Source organism: Paenibacillus brevis (genome assembly GCF_018919145.1).
Taxonomy (GTDB): domain Bacteria; phylum Bacillota; class Bacilli; order Paenibacillales; family Paenibacillaceae; genus Fontibacillus; species Fontibacillus brevis.
This window is the reverse complement of record NZ_JAHLQJ010000003.1, coordinates 193,636-214,161: the sequence shown is the minus strand read 5'-3', so window position 1 is coordinate 214,161 and position 20,526 is coordinate 193,636. Positions and strand designations below refer to the sequence as shown.

Annotated in this window: 14 protein-coding genes and 1 pseudogene; 3 read left to right on the top strand and 12 right to left on the bottom strand. The window is 49.6% G+C overall.

The genetic code is table 11. From position 1 onward, the window contains the following. Nucleotides 1–333: 333 nt before the first annotated feature. Nucleotides 334–5,037 carry a carbohydrate binding domain-containing protein gene (locus KQJ23_RS04780; RefSeq protein ID WP_216477541.1) on the bottom strand — a complete coding sequence of 1,568 codons (4,704 nt, stop codon included), beginning with the start codon at nt 5,035–5,037 and terminating at the stop codon, nt 334–336. Between the two features lie 580 nt (nt 5,038–5,617). Between KQJ23_RS04780 and KQJ23_RS04775 the strand changes: the two genes are divergently transcribed. Both KQJ23_RS04775 and KQJ23_RS04770 read left to right on the top strand, forming a co-directional pair. Continuing rightward, nucleotides 5,618–7,393 carry an ABC transporter ATP-binding protein gene (locus KQJ23_RS04775; RefSeq protein ID WP_216477540.1) on the top strand — a complete coding sequence of 592 codons (1,776 nt, stop codon included), beginning with the start codon at nt 5,618–5,620 and terminating at the stop codon, nt 7,391–7,393. Continuing rightward, nucleotides 7,380–9,158, top strand: coding sequence for an ABC transporter ATP-binding protein (locus KQJ23_RS04770; protein ID WP_216477539.1), 1,779 nt, complete (start codon nt 7,380–7,382; stop codon nt 9,156–9,158). Before KQJ23_RS04775 ends, KQJ23_RS04770 begins: the two co-directional genes overlap by 14 nt. 274 nt (nt 9,159–9,432) lie before the next feature. On the opposite strand, the gene KQJ23_RS04765 is transcribed toward KQJ23_RS04770, so the two are convergent. Beyond that, the gene (locus KQJ23_RS04765) at nt 9,433–9,750 is read right to left on the bottom strand and encodes a type II toxin-antitoxin system PemK/MazF family toxin (protein WP_216477660.1); all 318 of its coding nucleotides are present in this window, start codon (nt 9,748–9,750) and stop codon (nt 9,433–9,435) included. Nucleotides 9,751–9,759: 9 nt separating this feature from the next. Beyond that, complete coding sequence (locus tag KQJ23_RS04760) at nt 9,760–9,951, bottom strand: DUF2281 domain-containing protein (protein WP_249412920.1); 192 nt, start codon at nt 9,949–9,951, stop codon at nt 9,760–9,762. Nucleotides 9,952–10,173: 222 nt separating this feature from the next. Between KQJ23_RS04760 and KQJ23_RS04755 the strand changes: the two genes are divergently transcribed. Continuing rightward, the gene (locus tag KQJ23_RS04755; RefSeq protein WP_216477538.1) at nt 10,174–10,392 is read left to right on the top strand and encodes a hypothetical protein; all 219 of its coding nucleotides are present in this window, start codon (nt 10,174–10,176) and stop codon (nt 10,390–10,392) included. A 94-nt stretch (nt 10,393–10,486) separates the two neighbouring features. On the opposite strand, the gene KQJ23_RS04750 is transcribed toward KQJ23_RS04755, so the two are convergent. From KQJ23_RS04750 to KQJ23_RS04710, 9 genes and pseudogenes are all read right to left on the bottom strand, one after another. Then, nucleotides 10,487–11,425: an aldo/keto reductase family protein gene (locus tag KQJ23_RS04750; RefSeq protein WP_216477537.1), complete on the bottom strand. Its 939-nt coding sequence runs from the start codon at nt 11,423–11,425 to the stop codon at nt 10,487–10,489. A 108-nt stretch (nt 11,426–11,533) separates the two neighbouring features. Then, nucleotides 11,534–12,487 (bottom strand): sensor histidine kinase, encoded by a 954-nt coding sequence (locus KQJ23_RS04745; protein ID WP_216477536.1) that lies wholly within the window; start codon nt 12,485–12,487, stop codon nt 11,534–11,536. A gap of 20 nt (nt 12,488–12,507) precedes the next feature. Next, entirely contained in the window at nt 12,508–13,299 is a 792-nt protein-coding gene (locus KQJ23_RS04740; RefSeq protein WP_216477535.1) for an ABC transporter permease, read from the bottom strand. Then, nucleotides 13,292–14,215: an ATP-binding cassette domain-containing protein gene (locus KQJ23_RS04735; RefSeq protein WP_216477534.1), complete on the bottom strand. Its 924-nt coding sequence runs from the start codon at nt 14,213–14,215 to the stop codon at nt 13,292–13,294. Before KQJ23_RS04735 ends, KQJ23_RS04740 begins: the two co-directional genes overlap by 8 nt. An 87-nt stretch (nt 14,216–14,302) precedes the next feature. Beyond that, complete coding sequence (locus tag KQJ23_RS04730) at nt 14,303–14,983, bottom strand: response regulator transcription factor (RefSeq protein WP_216477533.1); 681 nt, start codon at nt 14,981–14,983, stop codon at nt 14,303–14,305. Nucleotides 14,984–15,001: 18 nt separating this feature from the next. Beyond that, the gene (locus KQJ23_RS04725) at nt 15,002–16,186 is read right to left on the bottom strand and encodes an alanyl-tRNA editing protein (protein ID WP_216477532.1); all 1,185 of its coding nucleotides are present in this window, start codon (nt 16,184–16,186) and stop codon (nt 15,002–15,004) included. Between the two features lie 128 nt (nt 16,187–16,314). Further along, entirely contained in the window at nt 16,315–17,208 is an 894-nt protein-coding gene (locus KQJ23_RS04720; protein WP_216477531.1) for a cupin domain-containing protein, read from the bottom strand. 187 nt (nt 17,209–17,395) lie between these two features. Beyond that, nucleotides 17,396–19,069: pseudogene (locus KQJ23_RS04715) on the bottom strand (GH36-type glycosyl hydrolase domain-containing protein); the annotation flags it as partial. Nucleotides 19,070–19,157: 88 nt separating this feature from the next. After that, entirely contained in the window at nt 19,158–20,393 is a 1,236-nt protein-coding gene (locus KQJ23_RS04710; protein WP_216477530.1) for a GGDEF domain-containing protein, read from the bottom strand. Between the last annotated feature and the right edge of the window lie 133 nt (nt 20,394–20,526).

Genomic DNA, 20,526 nt, shown 5'->3' with positions numbered 1-20,526 from the left:
ATAAAAAAACTGTGATTATTATAATACCTGACCTAGCGTGTCGTAATTAAAGAGGGTGTCCCCCAAGTCCCTGAACACAAAAAAAGCCAGAAGGAAAAGGGGATCCCATCCGGCTTTTTTGTTTGTAGTAAGAGGCCACGGCGCGGCACAAATTCTTTTTGTACGAATTTTCGTATATAACTGCTCCTTGATGCCCTCGACTGGAAAAGTTTGAACGATATTTCATACAAATTGCCCTCGTCCCCTCGCTTAACGGGCGCCTTTATACGATATTCCGTTCAAAATCCCGGATTCAGGCGATGCGGGAGTGAGTTGTGCGACTTTTCCCATTCGTTAATGAATAATTATCTCATAGATCGACGGCCCATATGGGGGATAGTGACGTTCGGTCATAAAAATCCGCACATATCTTCCCCGTATATTTTTTTCGCTCAGATCAATAATCTGGGTCCAACGGTCATCAACCGCATCATCCAGCTGAAAGGATTGAACGGTCGTCCATCCCAGATCATCAGCGGGCAGTGTATCAGCTACCTGGAGCTCCATGCCCGCCGGATAAGCCCGCTCCCACTCCACTTGAATCAGGTGCAGCTCCTGTACCTTTTCCAGATCAATATAGACCCACTCCGTCACACTATTTTGATTGTAGTCGGCTTCCCAGCGCGTATCGGTGTTTCCGTCGGTGATCACTGCGGGATCAAAGTTCGTATTCGAACTAGAGGCAATCACCTTCTTATTGAGCGCAAGATTCTCATCATTGGCAGGAGGCTCGGGCAAAGCCGGAATCTCCCTCAGAACCACATCATCAATCCAGACAATATGCTCTTGATCTGCAGTTGCTTCACCTTCGAAGATCACATTTCCGAGCAGGAACTTCAGATCGAATGCAGCATCATTTACGGGTCTGATGACCGTCCGGTACACCTTTTCCTGATTGTCCGTCAACGAGAAGGGCAACTTGTCGCCGCTATAGCCCGTAAGCTCGATAAAAATCGGGCGATCCATAGATGACCAAGCTCGGAAGGATAATTCATAGGCTTTTCCCTGCTCAATCTTGAGGCCCTTTTGGATGAGCTGAGTATACCAGCTTACAGGCACGGGGTCTCCCCATTCTGTAGTTACGCCGCCATAATAGCTGATCTGAATTTCGGCCGTTCCATCCTTTACTTCAAATTGAGAATCCGGCGGATTATTGACCAGCAGCTCCCACCCGGCAGCTCCGGCAGAAAAGCTGCCATTTGCCAGCAGATTACCGTCACCGGCAATCATCGTCTGAGTTACTTTGGTATAGGCATATCCATCTGCCAGAACCTTCACCGTATAACTGCCCGAGTCCGGGAATACCTCGGCAGCTAGCTTAAGTCGGCCCGCTTCTACCGTATACTGGTCTACTCCAAGCGGCTCATCCTTTACTAGCACTGTGCGGATATGGCTACGCCAATCCGGATGATCTGTAAACGCCAGTTCAACAGGCTTACCAAGCATATTATCGCTCTGGTCTGCCTTGAGAAGCGGCGGCCGCTTAAGAGGAGCGTCCTTCATTTCGAGCACCACGTTCCGGATTGAAACCTCATGGGCATTTGGAAGCTTGGCATTGCCCAATTGCAATTTGAACGTGGATAATTCATTCTTTGTAACTTTGAATGTATAATCATAGGTCTTCCAAGCCGTTCCGAGGGTGATGCTGCCCGAATCAAATTGCCGTTGGTATGCCGCATCCTCCAAGGTAAGCAACGCATTTCTGGCCTCCGAGGATTTGGCCTCGAAGGACAGCTTGTAAGTAATTCCTTTACTCAGTTCGAGACCCGGCTGCATCAGCATCACATTCCAGTCCTGACCGCCAGAATTAGCAATTTGGATGGTTGCCGTCCGGTCTTCTGTGTGAAAAGTCGCGGATGCATCCTGAACGAACGGCTCCCAGCCTTCTAAATTCGATTCAAATTGTCCATTAATCAACGGATACATACTAATCTCGCTGTAATCCACGTTATGATTGCTCTTTCGAATCAGGGAAATCTGATCCAATTTAATTGAAGCGGAGCTCCCTCCCAATTCAAAAATCAATTGACTCTCTTGATCGCTGACCCCTTCCGGCATCGTAAACCCTACCGTTTTAGTAGTCATTGCGACTCCCACGCTTATAGTGCTTTCGTGATATGTGGTCAGGCCATCCTTGCTGGCCAGCTTGACGTTAATTCCGCGCACCGCATCGGATCGGGCATCGAAGGACAACTCATATTCATCGCTTTGAAGCAGCTCGATCCCCTTCTGTATGAGACGGATACGTCCCGGACTGTTGCCGCCGTTAGCGATCTTCACGTTTAAGGTCCGCTCCTGAGGATCAACACTTGCCTGAGCAGTTGCCCCTTCGGCAAGGAAGTTCCAGAACGTCATCCGATCCATCGTTCCCAAGTCAAATGAACCGTTATACACGTGGTTTCCATTTTCGAGAGGCGCCTTGATCCCGTTCGGTTCTACTAGCTGTTCAACCTCTTCCAGCCTGACATTGCCGATCCATACCGTATTTGTGTCCAGCCCCACATTGAATTCCAGCCGGGCTGTCACATCCGTGGGATGAGACATTTGGAAGCGATATTCGAAGTGCTGCGGCTCCGCATCTGAACTTAATACGGTGTCGAAATTATCCGAATAGGCTGCCCATCCGTTATCTGCATCCCCTCCCAGCTTAACTGCAATCGAGCGGTTAGCCGAAGCCTTGGCATCAAAGCTGAGCTTATAGATGCGTCCTTTGACCAGAGGCACATACTGAATGAGTTGAAGCGAATAATTTTGGTTACCGCCGTTGGTTGGCATGATTTTGACAAAAGGATTCTGGTTTATTGAATCAATAGCCGCCGATCCTGCTCCGCCAAATTCGGGGGTATGCAGGAAGTTCCAGTCGTCCGAATCAAGCGCCTGTCCTGGCACTGTAATATCGTTAAGTCCACGTTCAAAGTCGGGATCGGAAATATAGCTTCCATTCACCGGCTTCCGCGCTTCTGCCGGAATCGGATCCTTATTCAGCACGGGTTCTACCGGTGTTCGGTAAGGTCTGCCCGCCAATTCATAGGCCCGAACATAGTCGACCTCCATTTGAGCGGGAAGCTTCGATTCCGGAGGGATCCGGTTTCCGTCATAGGTTCCTCCGACCGCCAGGTTCAAGATCATGTGAAATGGCTTATCGAACGGCGCAGGGAATGCATATTTATCAGGCTGGCCTACGCCCTGACTGCTCCATTCATTTAGCTTGTAATACAGCTTGCCATCTACATACCAGCGGAGCTCTCCCGGCTCCCATTCCAAAGCGTAGATATGATATTCGCTATCGATGGACTGGTCTGCCGGAAATTCATATTCGCCTCCGACGTACTTGTTGTTGGGCCATGCCTTGCCGAAGTGAGCCGCCCCGCCAACAACCTCAGGCAGTCTCCCTCTGGCTTCCATAATATCGATCTCGCCCGAGGAAGCCCACACGCCGTATTCACTATCCTGCGGCATCATCCAGAAAGCAGGCCAGAGCCCTTCGCCCACCGGCATTTTTATTTTAGCTTCAAATTTCCCGTAGGTTTTCGAGTAGGTAGGCGAGGTCCAGATCCGGCCGGACGTGTAAGGCTTATTTTCCACCTGCTCCTTCCTTGCGGTAATCGTCAGCTTGCCATCCTCAACCTTGATATTATCCCTCGTGTAATACTGTTGTTCTTCATTGCCCCAGCCATCCAGCCCGTATTGAGAGCCAGTGCCTTCCTGATAACCCCATTTATCGAGGTCAAGGCCATTGCTGTCCAGATTGCTTCCGCTATTGTCGAACTCATCGCTCCATACTAGCTTCCACATCTCCTTGTTGCCATTGTCGGTTCCCCCGCCACCGCCGTTATTGCCGCTTCCCCCAGATACTGCAGGAGTTTGCGGGACCGGTGTTGTGACTGCAGGAGTCTTCCCCTTCTCCGTTAGCTGGCCTTCAATGACTTGATAGATCGTACCGGGCGTTAAGGCTTTACCGCCTAAAGTAACATATTTAGCCGTATCCAGGATGGTCAACTGTTCAATCGTAGATGTCTCATTCAACACGATTACCGCATCACTGGATAGGGTTAATTGTCCGATCATGCTTCCATCCACAATAAATTCAACGCTCTTTCCGTGCTGGCGGGCAATCTCTACGTCGGCAATCGTTGAATTGCTGACACGAACGGAATCGCCTCCGTTCACGTACATCGTTCCTCTTACCGTCACACCCTCCAGCGAAATTCCTTTACCGTCAGCTCCTGGCGTCATCAACAAATTCCCGTCGATTGAAGAATCCTCCAACGCAACCTCTTGGCTAGCAATCAGCATGTTTCCAGTTGCTGTAACTCCCGAGTATTGTCCCGGTTGATGGATGATCTCTCCGGCCACACGATCCAGCAGCACGAGGAGCTCGGCACGCGATATCACCGCCTTAGGACGAAGTGTTCCGTCCGGGAAGCCCTTCATAACTCCAGCAGCAACTAGCGCGGACAGCGAGTCAGCCGCATAAGAAGCAACCTGTTCTTTATCCTGAAAACCTTCTAGCGAAACCGGATTCGAATTATTGAAATAAAACAAGGCTCCGATCACTTTGGCTGCATCCTGACGGGTAACCATCCCGCCCGGCTTGAAGCTTCCATCCGGATAGCCCGCCATATATCCGGCTTCTTTAGCGGCAGCTACATGACTTGTATACCACTTCCCTCGCTCTACATCGGTAAAGCCTCCTCCTGCACTCCCTTCGTCTGTCTTATAGCCGAATAGAACATTGACCAGTTTTACGAGTTCGGCACGGCTCACCTCATCCCCCGGCCTGAACTTCCCCTCGCTGCCTTCAGCGATTCCAAGTGCAGCCCACTTTCCAATCTGTTCCCTGGCCCAATGACCTTCCACATCGCTAAACGGCGAATTTCCAACCCCGTCTGCCTGAGCTGCGGCCAGTCTGCCGAAATCTGCCAGCAAGCTTCCAAACAGCAAGAGGACAAGCAGAATAGCCGTAAACTGTTTTAGCATTGTTTTACCGGATTTCATCATAAGACTGTCTCCCCCTTCTTAAGATTACTGTTGATTCCTAAACCGGTTTCGTAAATGGAATAACGATAGCATGATAACGCTTACTATTTGTAGAAGGATTTAAACCCTTCAAGCTAGAAAATGTCCTCCTTCCAAACCTGAATCTCTCCTGTGCTGATTAGTTTAGCTTCTCTTTATTTCAAGGACAATCCCTTTGACAAAACCTCTATTGAAGTTGAAGAAATCGACAGGCCTTATAACCAGCCCATGCGGCGCCTCACCAAAAATCTTGTTTTTTTTGAGTTCTCGTAACCCGGCTTTTATATCTTGCTTCTGGATTTAATATATAGGAAGAAACAGAATTCCCACCCGATTTATCTCAAAATTAAAGGGATAAAACCCATAGGAATTAGTCGCACTAAACTGGAAGAAAAGAGCAGTTTATTCCATACCGGAAACGATTCAGTTATTTGTTGAAACAAATATTTAAAAACGGGTAGACTCCATTTCTGGTAGTGGTATAATCGCTTTAGTTTGTTGATTGGGTACAGAATTTTCTCTTCAACATGAATCAAAACAAACCAAAGCGGGTGATGGAATGTTCGAACTAAAATGGCTATGGCAAAATCTTGAGGGTAACCGGGCACGGTATATTCTCGCGCTTTGCCTCTCGGTGGTGGGCTCCTCTCTAATGATTGCGAACCCCTACATAGGCCAACAAATTGTCGACACGTTTATATCGGGCGACAATGCAATTCAGAACCTGACAGATAAGCGGGGCTTGCTCATCGCACTCTGTCTGGCTATGATCGGCTTTACCCTGTTAAGAACAGGGTTGGCTTATGTTACGACGATGCAATATGAACGCGCTTCACAGAACATGCTTTACGATGTAAGAATTTATCTGTACAACAAGATTCAAGGTCAGGACATGCATTATTACGATCACAATCGAACCGGGGATCTTATGACAAAGATGACCGGGGATCTCGACATGGTGCGGCACTCCTTATCATGGATTATCAAGACGATCATCGAATCGCTCACGATTTTCCTTGTGGCCGTCATTTATTTCTTTTCGATTGATGTTCAACTAACCTTGTGGCTGCTGATTCTGTCGCCTGCTATCTTTGTAGTAGCCTTCCTGTTCGCCAAAAAGGTTCGTCCGATGTATGTAGACCTGCGGGAAAGACTCTCGCAGTTGAATACGACAACTCAGGAGAACATTGCGGGAAATCGGGTGGTTAAAGCCTTTGCCCGCGAGGATTATGAAGTGGAGAAATTCACCGAGAAGAACATCAACTACTCCCAAGCGAATAAAAAGGCGGCACTCGTCTGGCTTGATTACTTTCCTTATCTGGAAACCTTTGCTCAGGCCTTTGGCGTGACACTGTTGTTCGTTGGCGGTCTGTTCGTCATGAACGGTCGGATTACCTTCGGGGAATTCGCAGCCTTCTCCTCTTTGGTGTGGGCGATTTCCAACCCGATGCGTAATATCGGGATTATTATCAATGACTTCCAACGGTTCTTCGCCAGCTTGAGCAAAATTATCGAGATCTATTATGCCAAGCCTGATATTGTCAATGAGCATAAGCTGACGGAGAATCGCCGCTATGAAGGCCGCATTCAATTTGATCATGTAAGCTTCAAATATGATGGTGTCCAGGTACTCCATGATGTCAGCTTCACGATTAATCCGGGTGAGACAATCGCCATTATGGGATCGACCGGTTCGGGTAAGACCACGTTGATCAACCTGATCCCTCGCTTTTACGATGTTTCAGAGGGAAGCGTGCGGGTTGACGGCAAGGATGTCCGCAAGCTGGAGCTCGATGAATTGCGCGGAAATATCGGGATTGCGACCCAGGACGTGCTGCTCTTCTCCGATACCATTGACGGGAATATCGCATTCGGGAACCCGGATTTATCCGAAGAGGATACGGTTCATAATGCTCGTCTTGCGGCCGCTCATGACTTCATTCTAAAAATGCCTGATGGCTACGATACGATTGTTGGGGAACGCGGCGTGGGATTGTCCGGCGGACAGAAGCAGCGGATTGCTCTTGCCCGTGCGCTAGCTGTTCATCGTCCGATTCTGATCCTTGACGATACGACCTCGGCAGTCGATCTGGAGACAGAGGAGCATATTCAGAATAGTCTGCGTGAGCTGGATTATTCTTGCACCAAAATTATTATTGCTCAGCGCGTCTCCACAACCGCACAAGCTGACCGCATTCTGATTCTGGACAACGGACGTCTGGTCGAGGAAGGCTCGCATAAGGAGCTGCTGGCTAAGCGCGGATATTACTATGATGTATTCATGCTTCAAAACGAAGGCATTGGAAGGCAGGTGACCGGAAATGGCACGGAATAAATTCGACATCGATGAAAATCTGGAGTCACCATTTGATATACGGCACTTTGGCCGGGCCATGGTCTATATTAAAAAGCAGAAAAAACCGATGATTATCGCCTTTCTTCTAAGCGCTCTTTCCGCGGCAATCGCACTGTCTGCGCCGCTGATCATGCAGCACGTGGTCGACGTCACCATACCGTCAAAGGCTGTAGGAGCGCTGTTCGGATGGTCTGCATTGATGCTGGCGACCATTGTTGTCAGCGTGTACCTGGCGACGATCCGCTCCCGGATCATGACCCGTGTCGGACAGGACATTATCTTCGATATTCGGACGGATCTGTTCAAGCACCTGCAAGAGCTGCCATTCAAATATTATGATGATCGTCCTCAAGGTAAAATCCTGATCCGGGTAGTCAACTATGTTAACTCGGTGTCCGATGTGTTGTCGAACGGGATTATCAACTTTATTCTTGAAATGCTTAACCTGGTCTTCATCGCAGCATTTATGTTTGCCGTAGACGTAAAGCTCTCATTCGTCATTCTTGCCGGTCTTCCCGTCTTCCTCGGCATTATGCTGCTTATCAAGAACAAGCAGCGCCGGGCTTGGCAGGCCGTATCGAACAAAAGCTCAAACCTGAACGCATATCTGCAGGAGAGCATCAGCGGTATCCGGGTAACACAAATTTTCTCCCGGGAGCAGCATAATGAAGGCATCTTTACCCGGCTGGCAACCAATTTCCGTACAGAGTGGATGAGAGCACTGCGCTACAACGCCTTGATTCCATTCTCGGTGGATAACCTGGCGACCATCGTGTCCGCCTTGCTTTATCTGGTTGGACTCCTGGCCCTCAGCCCGCAGGATATTACCTTTGGGGTTATTCTCGCGATGAGCAGCTATGCCTTCCGGTTCTGGCAGCCTATTCTTAACCTGTCTAACTTGTACAACAGCTTCATTAATGCCGTCGCCTATCTGGAACGTATATTTGAAACCCTGGATGAGCCCGTAACGGTCAGCGATGTGCCTGACGCCAAAGAACTGCCGCCTGTACAAGGCAGAGTCACCTTTGATAATGTGACCTTTGGTTATGATCCCGGGATTAATGTACTTGAAAACCTGAACTTCGATATCAAGCCTGGCGAGAGTATTGCCCTTGTCGGCCCTACCGGAGCAGGTAAGACGACTGTTGTCAATCTGATCTCCCGCTTCTATAATCTGACCGGCGGAAAGATTCTGATTGATGATCAGGACATCTCACAGGTTACCTTGAAGTCGCTTCGCGGCCAGATGGGCATTATGCTCCAAGACAGCTTTATTTTCTCGGGAACGATCCTGGACAATATCCGCTACGGACGTCTTGATGCAACGGAAGAAGAGATTATTGCTGCCGCTAAGACCGTATGTGCGGACGAATTTATTCAAGAGTTCGAGAATGGCTACTTGACCGAGGTGAATGAACGCGGCTCCAAGCTGTCGCAAGGCCAACGCCAGTTAATCTCCTTCGCCCGGACATTGCTTGCCGATCCGAAGATTCTGATCCTGGACGAAGCGACCTCGTCCATCGATGCCAAGACAGAACGCCTGTTGCAGCAAGGTCTGAACGAGCTGCTCAAAGGCCGCACCTCGTTCATCATTGCGCACCGTCTGTCTACAGTCAGAAACTGCGACCGAATCATGTATGTATCGGACAAAGGCATCGCCGAATCGGGCTCGCATGACGAGCTGATGGCGAAGCGAGGTTTGTACTACCGACTGTACAGCGCGCAGAAGATGGAAGTTGTATAATAAAGATTTATATAAGTTGAACTAAAAATATGGCTGCTGGGGGCAACGTGTGAGGTGTTCTTACGATCGCTGTTGTTCCCGGATTTCTCTGACTGAACTAAGCCCACTTGAAGGTAGAAATCCACTCACAAAGGCGAACGCTAACGCTTCTTCAGCACACTCCACACTTATGCCCTATTCTATGTAGTTTTGTAGTTCAACTTATATAATAGGACTGTTCACTACTACAAGACCCCTGATCCTTATTGGCTCAGGGGTCTTGTAGTAGGCTTGGTTAGGTAAGCAATTTGTTTACCCTTGCACGGATCTCATTCATTTTGTCATTCCCTAAATGTCCGAATTGACTAGTCACGATTTTCTTTGAGAACGTATATATCTTATCAACTCGGACAACGGATTCGGTTTTCAGTCTTCCTTCGGATAAATCATCAGGAGCAATTAAAACTGAAAAATCACGCATACTAATATTCGAAGTTATCGCCGCAACGATAATATCTAGGCTCGTATGGTTATATAAATCGTTCGAAAGAACAAGAACCGGTCTTTTCTTGACGGAAGACAAGTCACTAAAAGGAAATGGAATAAGTAGAATATCTCCGCCCTATACCTCATTCCATACCTCGTCATCCACCGGATTGTTCCAGAAATCCATGCTCGTTTCACTTATACGTTCAAGTTCCTTAAGTTCCTTTTGTTCACGTTTCATTTGCAAATATTTAATGAAATCATACACTTCTTCTGCATCTTGATCATGAATGCCGTCAATTAGTTCCTTCAAATCCTCCCTATTCACACTCAAGAAAGACACCACCCTGTATCAAGATGTATACTCCCATTGTAGCATGAACAATTACAAAATCGAAGCAAAACCGGAGACGAAGCTTTAGTTACCATCCCTTTAGCAGTTCCTTCATTTTCTCCCTCTTATCAAGCACTACGGAACAAGATTGCCAATCTTCTGTCTTGGGAATGTTGTGTTTTTGAAGACTCTGATTTCTTACAAGTCGAAATAGATTTGGAGACTGCCGCCTCCTTCTGGTCCTCCGAAGACAAGCTGCTTGAACAACTAATAACAGAATTCGTTGAAGCAGTGCTGGACGTTTCTCAATGGCTACTGATTCGCAACCATTCAGAAGATATCCAAATTAAAGTTAATGCCTCGTATCAAGTAAAAGATGCCTCAACCAAGGCCCACAATGCAAATCAGATGATTCTTGCAATAATCAAATCTTAGGCACTACTTATTTTCGAGCAATCGAAAGATATCCCACCACCATCAGTCCACTAGAATAGAGGAGCCCTCAAAATTCAAGGGCTCCTCTCCACACTTATTTCAATATTTCTTCAATCCGCGACAATACATCTTCGCTTAATTTCACACCTGATGCCTTCGCATTCTCGATTACCTGTTCAGGCCGGCTTGCGCCAACCAGAGCGCTTGCCACGACCGGCTTGCGCAAAATCCAGGCTAGTGCAAGGTTGCCAACGGACAAGCCCAGTTCAGCCGCAATCTTCTCAAGCTCCCGAACCTTAGCAAGCTTCTCTTCCGTGATTCCTTTTCGCATCCCATCCAGCTTCGCAGCCCGGCTGTCTGCCGGTAGGTCGGTGGCGGAAGTGTACTTGCCTGTCAGCAGGCCTTGCGCCAGCGGCGAGAATACGACCTGGCCAATTCCGTGGCGCTCGCTGAGCGGCATCACTTCCTGTTCGATGTAGCGCTGGAACATGTTGTAGACCGGCTGGTTAACAACGATTCGGTCGAGCAAATAACGATCCGCAACCGTAAGTGCCTCTGCGATCTGGGAGGCTTGCCATTCGCTGACCCCTACATAGAGCACCTTGCCCTGACGGACCAGATCATCGATCGTGCGGAGCGTTTCATCCAGAGGGGTCTCGGGATCATGGCGGTGACAATAGAATATATCAACATAATCATGACCCAGACGCTTCAGACTGGCGTGAACTTGCTCGATGACATGCTTGCGGGATAAGCCCCGGTCATTCGGTCCATCGCCCATTGGCCAGAAGGCTTTCGTAGCCAGCACATACGATTCTCTAGGATAAGCCTTCAAGGCCTCTCCTACAAGCTCCTCTGCTGCGCCTTTTTCATAAACATTGGCGGTATCAAAAAAGTTAATTCCGAGATCATAGGCGGTTTCGATGGAACGGACAGCATTTTCTTTCTCCACATACCCGCCGTATGTAAGCCAACTTCCCAGGCTGATTTCGCTGACCTTCAGGCCAGTCCGGCCTAATTTTCTATACTCCATTGAATTTCCTCCTTCAGCAAGTTGATTTGCATTCCTAATCCATTATATACCTTTCCGGTCTCTCTTGCAGAAAGGGTGTTCTTTAGCAGCCTCCCAATCGGTAGTCAATTATCTCCTGCAATTAAAACCCGATCCTCTGGCCTGAACAGCGAGATATACCCCGGAGAGCGGAAGATACACCCGGATCTCAAGCTCCCTATCCTGCATCGCCGCTCCTACGTGTCCGCCCATTTGTTCTGCAAGCAGTTTGACGATATGAAGACCTAGGCCGGCCCCCTTTCCCGTTCGGGCCTGATCGGTCGTATAGAACCGTTCGAACAACCGTTCCGGGTCGATCCGGATGCCAGCCGCAACCGGATTGCGGAAGACAATAGCCGCCTTCCCATGCTCTGCCTCTATACGGATCTGCAGATCTCCCGCTGCATGAGTGATTGCATTTCGAATAAGATTTTGAAGCAATCTAGCCGTTAATTCCGCATCCGCCCAGATGAATAGCTGCTCCGTTTCTTCCAGTGCCACTTCCATTTGACGCTGTTCGAAATCGGGAACGGCGGCGGCAAGGCATTCGGCAACTAAGCGGTTCAGACTAACATGGGCCATATTAGGCTCCTGCTCGGCGGAGGCCAGTACTGCATATTCAAAAAATTGCTCCGCCCTCTCCCCCAGAATATCCGCATGCTTTTGCACGACCGTCAGCTTGTCCGTCTGGGCCATTGTGAGCTCTTCCCTCGCCATAAGCTGTAAATAGCCTTTGATGGCTGTAAGCGGCGTCCTTAAATCATGGGACAAGTGGGAGATTAACTCCTTGAAGCGCTTCTCCTCCCGAACAGCCTCCAGGCGGAGGGATTCCTCCGCCTTCAGGCATTGATTGATATGGCTTGCAAGCTGATTCAGCTCCGGATTCAGGAGCTCCAGGCTAAGAGGCTGCCTTGAGGCTTCCTCCAGCCTTCGCTTGAGCTGGCGGTTCAAGCGGCGCAGCTCCCGCTGCAGCAAGATAAGATAAAGCGCGCATCCGAGCAACCCGGCCGATAACAGGATGATCACCAATTCAAGCGGTTCCAATGGAGCTTCAACACCTTTGCTTATTTTATTTCGGCCTTTCTGAACATGACATAAGTCAGAGCTATCATGGCCGCAAAGAACGCCAGGCTGACCACGACTGCCTTCATCATATCTCCGGCCCCGGAATCCAGACTCAGGAAGATATGCGTTCCCCCATAAGGGGTCAGCCCGAAGAGGCGGTCGAACCAGGCATACTGCTTACTGATCGAGAGCAGTTGACCCGTCAGGATGCTAAAACCATAATAGATTGCGATAACAAGCACCGGCTTGCGGAGCAGCAGCGCCAAAGGAAGGCAAATGCTGATCTGTGCGGCATACACAAGCATCATGATCAGCATGACCGCAGCCAGCTTCCATATCGCCGCCAGGCTTAACTCTGATCCGGAAGTCAGCAAGTTGACAAAGCCGATCGAGGCTGTTCCCAGACTGAAATCTGTTCCCGAGCCGATCGCTGTTCCTATAATAAGCCCATAAGGTAACAGGAGAACGATTACGGCTATGGCAAGAATGGCAGCCTTGCCCGCGATGATTGCTCCTCTGCCTGTACCGCCGGAAATGGCATGCTGAATCATTTTATTGTCGAAATCGCCGCAGATCATAATCGTCGCCAGTACGGCTCCCAGAATGCTGATCACGTTCATGTCCGAGAACATGAAGGCGATTCCGGACAACCCCGCATCCAGATTGCCTCCCGGAATTTGATAAGCGAACCAGGTCACAAGCCCCGCGCTAACCGCCGTAATCGCAATGAGAACTCGGATCGCTGTTGATTTCCACAATTTATAGGCATCCGCAAATAGCAGATTAATCATGTTTCCCCCCCCCAATCAGCGAGATATAGTAATCCTCCAGCGTATCTCCTTCATTCGATAAAGCCATGACCCGAATGCCGTGATCGAACATTAGACGGGATACTTGCTCACGGTCGTCATAATAGTCATATAGCTTTATCGTCTTATCGGGCAGCACCTGGACATTTTGGGTGCCTAGCTCCGATTCCAACAGGGATACGAGTTTGTCGGGCTGATCGCACTCAATGCGGATATGCTGCCTGCAGCGCTCATCCAATTGCGCAAGTGTCAGCGCCTCTCGCAGTTGGCCTTGATGAATGAACAAATAGTCAGTAGCCGTCTGATACAGCTCCGGCAGATTGTGACTGGAGATCAGGATTGTAATCATGCGCTCTTCGCTCAACTGCTTCAACAGGTTGCGGATCTCCACCACGCCGAGCGGGTCGAGTCCGTTGATTGGCTCGTCGAGAATTAGCAACTCCGGGTTTCCGATCAATGCTATGGCGATCCCCAGACGCTGCTTCATGCCGAGCGAGAAATTTTTCGCCTTCTTTTTATCCGTATCCGCAAGCCCGACTAGCCTCAGTAATTCCTCTTCGATCTCCGGATTGGGAATCCCCTTCATCAGCCGATGCAAGCGGAGGTTCTCCCGGGCGGACATATGCCCGACAATTCCGGGATATTCGATCATGCAACCCACCCTTTTCCGCTCTGCCTGCAGGGCTTGTTCGCCTTGCCGGCCGAACAGCTCCAACGATCCTCCGCTGGGAAAAGCAAGCCCGGAGATCAGGCGCATCAGCGTTGTCTTTCCGGCTCCATTCTGACCAATTAGTCCATATATTTTCCCCGCCTCCAGCGTGACGGATACATTGTGCAGCACCGTGACTCCCTGGTAGATCTTCGTTAATTGCGATGTCTTCAACACAGCTTGATTCATGTTTGACCACCTGTCCTTTCTATTCCCAGACTATCTCCCAAAGGTTTAGAAAAGGTTAAGTTGACTGTCTTTGCACGGGGCCCGGATTTATTCCTTATACAAACGGTAGCCGAGCCCCCAGACTGTTTCTATGTATTCCTGCTCCCGGTTGCCCTTCCTCAGCTTGTTCCGCAGATTGCTGATATGCGTCTTGACGGCATTTTCATCACCGGGATCGTCCGCTTCCCAAATGGATTCATACAGGTTGGCTTTCGTGAACACCTTGCCCCGGTGCTTTAGCAACCGTTCCAGAATCGCATATTCCTTGGCCGTCAGATCGATCCCTCTTCCCTGAATGTAGACTTGCTTCAGACCCTCGTCGAGCGTCAAATCCTTATATCGGAATACGGCGCCGCCTTCCGCAAATTTCCGTGCCCGGCGAAGCAGGCTCTCCACCCGTGCCACGACTTCGTCCAGGTTAAACGGCTTTGTCATATAGTCATCGGCTCCCAGACGAAGCAAGTCGATCTTCGTATCCACCCCATCCTTGGCCGATATAATCATGACGGGCGCTTCCGAGAACTCCCGCAGATCCCGAAGAATTTCATCACCGTTCTTGTAAGGGAGCATAATATCCAGCAGCACCGCATCATAGACATGCTGCTTCAGTTCACGGATGCCATCAATCCCCGTATAAGCGGATTGCACGGAATAGCCCGCGTTGCTCAACGCCTCCGCCAGCATTCGATTGACATCCTCATGGTCTTCTATAATGAGCAATTTGTTCATTGGCTTTTCTCCTCGTTATCAGCGATCGGACAAGACCTGCTTCGCATATTCATAAAAAGCGGAAGCTTCCTCCCGACTGCCAAAGCCCGCCTGAGCCATTTTTTCATTGCCGCCGCCCTTGCCGTTGTAGGCGCTTAGGTTGTCTTTGAAGAACGCTCCGCAAGAGAAGCCCCCGCTTGCTTCCTGTGCCAGCACCACCTTATTCTCCCCTGCTGCCATTAACAAGACGGGAAGTGCGGTCTCTGCGGCCAGTTTCACGGCAAGTTGCTGCAAATCCTTCAGGCTCCTGTCCTCAAACACATAAGCCACTACTCCGCCAGTAGAATCGGACAGAAGCTCCCGCAGCAAATACCCGTCGTTGATCTCTTTCTGAGTACTGAGGTCATGTTGCAGCTGCTTATACTCCAGTTCCCACTTTTCAATGCGGTTTAAAACATCGGCTTTGCCCGTATTGAATTTTAGCGCCAGCGCATTCAATGTCCGTTGAACCTCGTTAAACTCTCTGAGCGCCCTATAACCGCATAGGAAATAAATCCGGATGTTGCCCTTTTGCCGCTCCGCCTTCAGCAGCTTGATCATACCGATTTCGCCCGTAGAAGAGACGTGAGTTCCGCCGCAGGCATTATGCTCCACATCCTTCATCTCCACGATCCGTATCCCGCTGGTCACCTTCGGCGCTTTAACCAAAGGCAGTTCCGCGGCTTCCTCCGCCGTGACGAAATAGCTTGAAATGGCATGATTCAAGTAAATATGCCGGTTGATTTCCCGTTCAAGCATCTCCATCCGTTCCCAGGAAGGCTCGTCAAGCCTAATGTCAATCGTGGCATATTCTTCTCCTAGATGAAAGCTTAACGTTGGAGCTTCCAGAGCTTGAAGACATACCGCCGACAGCAGATGCTGTCCGCTATGCTGCTGCATATGATCAAATCTTCTGGACCAATCCAGCCGGCATATGACGGTCATCTCCAGCTCTGCCGAGGATAGCCTGTCCACTTTATGCAGGATTTTCTCCTCTTCCATCACCACTTCAAGTACGTTCATCCCGCCGATGGTTCCTTTATCCCAGAGCTGCCCGCCTCCCTCCGGATAAAACGCCGTTTCTTCTAATAGAAGATAAACGCCTTCCGCTCTTTCCGCTACCTCGCGGATCGTGGTCTGCCATTCCTGCAAATAAGCCGAATCATAGTAGAGCTGCTTGGTCATTTCAACGTCCCTTTCTAATAGGCCTATTAAGGAGTAGTATCCCCAGACCTTTGATAGATAAGTGTAGTTTATGACAAATAGCCCCTTCTGTGAAGAAGCGGCTATTTCGGGCAACTATTCGCTGGCTGCTATCCTTCAGCGGCTATTGCAGCGGCTTTTGTAAGATGAACTGTACCATGCGGATGATGCGGCGGCGCATAAATCGAATAAACTTTGAGCGGCTTATTGCCTGTATTGGTGATATTATGCCATTTTCCAGCGGGAACCATCACGGCATAATCCTCATGAACTCTCGCTTCAAAATCCAGGCGGTCTTGGCTGTCTCCCATTTGCACAAGCCCTTGGCCTTCTTCGATCCGAATAAATTGATCCGTCGAGGGATGTACTTCTAGTCCTATATCGTCGCCGACACCGATGCTCATCACGGTCACTTGAAGATGTTTCCCTGTCCATATTGCTGTACGGTAAGTGTCGTTCTGCTCGGTGACCTTTTCTATATTCACGACAAATGGATTGGGCCCGGCATCCCTGGATTGGTTCCGATTTAACTCATCGAATTGCGCGATATTTTCGTAGGCGCCTCTGAAGGCATCCATAAACATCTGCTGCAATACAGGAGGCCCTGCCAAGCGGCTGTGTCTCCTGTATTCTTCATATTCCTCCAGGCCTGCTTGATAGGCTATTCGTAAACCTTCCGGATAACTGGAAAATGCGGTTGGAGCAAATCGGCAAGCAGGAGAATTGCCGGTCATTGCAGCATAAAGATTGGAAAATTGCTGCAGTCGAGGCCTTTTTCGTTCCAGCACTTGCAGAATGCTGCTCCGTTGCTGCTGTGTTGGCGCTGTGTCTGCAAGACGGCTATAGAATTCCAGATCGGAGGCCTCTCTTTGGATTCCGGATAGAATGGCTGCGACCACGGCTTGATTGCCTGCTTGGTAGGCCAGCCCTTCATGCGATGAATAAATAGATGGATTTACATACCTGCCGTTGGGGTAGGCATAGGTTTGCGGAATATCATACACGTCGCTTCTTCCCTTCTTGGTTTGCTAACTCAGCATATGCCCAGACAGGAAAAAAAGTGAACGCCTAACCGCTTGAACCAGCAAGCACGACCCGCACCTCATATTCCCGGTTCGGTTGTACGTTCCGCAGTACGCCATCAGGCAGCAACACGCCGCCCACGCGCACTTCTGTCCCGGTCGCTGATGCATCGCGGCTGATGCCAAATTTGACGTTGTCATCCGTAATGCCCCGGGCGTACCATTCCCCGTCCCATAAATAACGGTTGACGATATCGTTGGTCGCTTGGGCCGCTGCCCGGTATTCGTCTGCCTTTCGGGCAAACCCGCTCTGTTCGCAAATATCCGCCCATACCCGGAAACCGTAGGCCGTCGCAATCGTCAGCCATCCGGATACGCCCTTACCCTTGTAACCGACCATATTCATCGGATCACACCAATCCCCTTGATTGATGTAATTCATCCCCCGTTCGTCCCGGTCATTCATAAGCCAGCCCATGGCCCGGTCAATATGCTCATATACCGGAGCGGCTTCATCACTGTCGGCGTAAGGAATCTCTTCCTCCAAAATCAAGTAATCTCCTGTTTCATCCAAATATGTGCTTAGACATATCGGCAGCCACACGCAATGATCGGTATGCGGCACCTGGTTGATATATTTCAGTTCTGCTTCGGGATGCAATACGATTCCGTCAGGCATTGCTCCGCTTGCTTTCTGTTGCCTAAGGGCTGTCAGAAATGCCTCCCGTGCTGTTGGAGGCTTAATATAGCTCATCCCCATATGATCCTGCAGATAATTTCGGGTTTGCGGGTCCGTCGTCAGACGATTTGTCTGTCCATGGTAATAAATTTGCCGGGGCAGCCAGCGGTTGACGAAATGATCCAGATCCTTGTCAGGCGTGTTGATCGTCAAACAGCCTCGCCCCTCCCGAAGGTACTCCTCATATTCCTGCTCCGCTAATGTAAAGCCATCTTCGTTTCCACCAAGCTTCCGGTTAAAATAATGCTCACGAATGGCTGCAATTTCCTGTTCATGCCGGGCAGGGCCGAACAGGAAGCGATATTCCCGTTCTTCGCCGGGCGCCAAGGCAGCGCGGTATTGGAACACGGCCGCAGGCATCTCGTATCTGGCTTCTCCTTTGGCAAGCTCTGCTTGTCCTAAAGCAGACGGCATCGTAATGCCGCCCTCGCCTTCGAATCCCTCCTGATTGGCCTCCCATGAGAATGGCGCCTGATCTCCCATTAGAAATGTTTTGTCGCGAAAGTGCTTGATTTTATCGTAATCCTGATATTTTTGATAAGGGGTAATGGATGAACAGACAATGGACTGCAATTCCTCATGATATACTGCCGACTGGTTCATCCATGACATATAGCCGACTGTAAAATAAGGATATAGGCTTAGCTTCCGTTCCCGGTCAGAGACATTCTTTATCTTAACCCGCCATAACTCCATAGCCTCTTCCTTCGGCAGGCTTAAGCTCATCTCAATTGCAATTCCTTGATGTTCCACCTTCCAGACAATTCGGTTCGCCCCTACTGCAAAGGTGTAGCTATCGGCTTGAACTCGAACCGGCTCGTAAGGAGCCGAGAATACGCTTCCATTTTCTTCGTCCTTCAGAAAGACAAATCGGCCCGGATGATGAGCATAGTAGGGCTGCTCCGGCTGCATGAACGTCTTGGCCTCCAGATTGGGAGCATGCGAATATTTTGCCGGCTCCGGCTGCATGTACTGGGCTACCGCATACCCGCGGCAATTCATATGAATCATCATCGTTTCATTCCACAGAAAACCCGAAGCCTTGGGAAGCAGCGTAGGACTAAGCAATTCATAGTATTCCTGATCGTCTGTCGCTCTGAACATGGACATACCTCTTTTCCATACTAGACTTGGTTTGGCCTGCTCGGCCGATATCTTCGATTATATCTTTGAAGCGAACAACATTATACCCCTACTTACTGACACAATTTCTCCCCTTTTTCTTAGCCCGGTACAAAGCGGTATCCGCTGCCTTCATGACCGCATCCGGTGTTTTATTCTTCTCGTTCTTCTGCGCAATGCCGATACTGACCGTGATATGTATCGTTTTACCGGCTCTGGTGCTTCCTGATTTCGAACGGTTTTTTCCTTTGCCTTTTCGACGGCCCTTTCCGCGAAGTGTAAAACCTCGCCCAGCCACCTTCTCGCGAAGCTGCTCCAGGTGAGGCATCACCTCGGAAGTGCTTTTGCCCGGGAATAGAATTGTAAATTCCTCGCCCCCGTAACGGAAAGCCTTGCCTCCCCCGGTTACCTCCCTCAAAATGGAAGCTACCAGCTTCAGTACGTCATCCCCTGTATCATGGCCGTATTTATCGTTGAATTTTTTAAAAAAGTCGATATCCAGCATGGCTATGGCATAATTCATTCCAAGCTTAAGCATGTCCTGCTTCAATGCCCGTCTGGATGGAAGACCTGTCAGCTCATCCGAGAATGCCATCGAGTAGCTATCCTGAATAATTGAAATGATTAAAATGATTCCCGACACAGCCCAGAACACGGCAACCAGAAGTGGATCAAAGGTCTGATGCAGCACAAATCCCATCCCTAGCAGCACGGCCAGGAACGAAACATCCTGTGATGATGGCCGGCTGATTTGCTTATACACTAGACGAATTGCCGCTAACAGAACCAGAAAGAGCGCAGCTTGAGACAAGGACGTGTACCTTTCCAGTGAAAAGGGAAGCAGGTCTTTCCCCCATTGATGGAGCAGAGTCTGCTGCTCCGGCTTCATCAGCCATACGGCTCCCGCCGCTTGGGCCGCTATAACGCCTATTCGAGTCATTCCCCACATACTAAGAATTCCTCTCTCTTTAAAGAAGGAGAAGATCAGGATGTTTGCCGGAAGAACCATGCTAATAAGAAGGAGAAGGTCATTCAACGGGATCTTTCCCGTAACTGCGCCAGCCTGAGGCAAGTATTGCAGCGAGGCTAACGTCAGAGCAAAAACAAGGAGAAGAAAGAACTCCCTGCTGCGATTAAACTTCCAGGCAAGCACACCGCCAATCAGAAAGATAGGGTAAGGTGCCATGCTTAACAAGTCTAGTTGAGGTTCAGTTAACCCTTGCGTACGGTCTGCGCCTAAATAAGCCAGTACCAGTAGAGCAAACGGTAGGGTGATCATGGATGCGGTTTTCAGTATTTTTCTCAACGTTCTACAGATCCTCCGTGTCATTTCAGCTATAGTTATTTATCGGCAATGATCCGCCGCGGCTTAATGCATTCAAGCTCGAATGTACTATAATATATAAGTTGAACTACTGAATTCTACGTTATCGAGGCAA

Coding starts and splice junctions, on each gene's coding strand:
- KQJ23_RS04780 (WP_216477541.1), bottom strand. CDS start 5,037: ATGAAATCCGGTAAAACAATGCTAAAACAGTTTACGGCTATTCTGCTT.
- KQJ23_RS04775 (WP_216477540.1), top strand. CDS start 5,618: ATGTTCGAACTAAAATGGCTATGGCAAAATCTTGAGGGTAACCGGGCA.
- KQJ23_RS04770 (WP_216477539.1), top strand. CDS start 7,380: ATGGCACGGAATAAATTCGACATCGATGAAAATCTGGAGTCACCATTT.
- KQJ23_RS04750 (WP_216477537.1), bottom strand. CDS start 11,425: ATGGAGTATAGAAAATTAGGCCGGACTGGCCTGAAGGTCAGCGAAATC.
- KQJ23_RS04740 (WP_216477535.1), bottom strand. CDS start 13,299: ATGATTAATCTGCTATTTGCGGATGCCTATAAATTGTGGAAATCAACA.
- KQJ23_RS04735 (WP_216477534.1), bottom strand. CDS start 14,215: ATGAATCAAGCTGTGTTGAAGACATCGCAATTAACGAAGATCTACCAG.
- KQJ23_RS04730 (WP_216477533.1), bottom strand. CDS start 14,983: ATGAACAAATTGCTCATTATAGAAGACCATGAGGATGTCAATCGAATG.
- KQJ23_RS04725 (WP_216477532.1), bottom strand. CDS start 16,186: ATGACCAAGCAGCTCTACTATGATTCGGCTTATTTGCAGGAATGGCAG.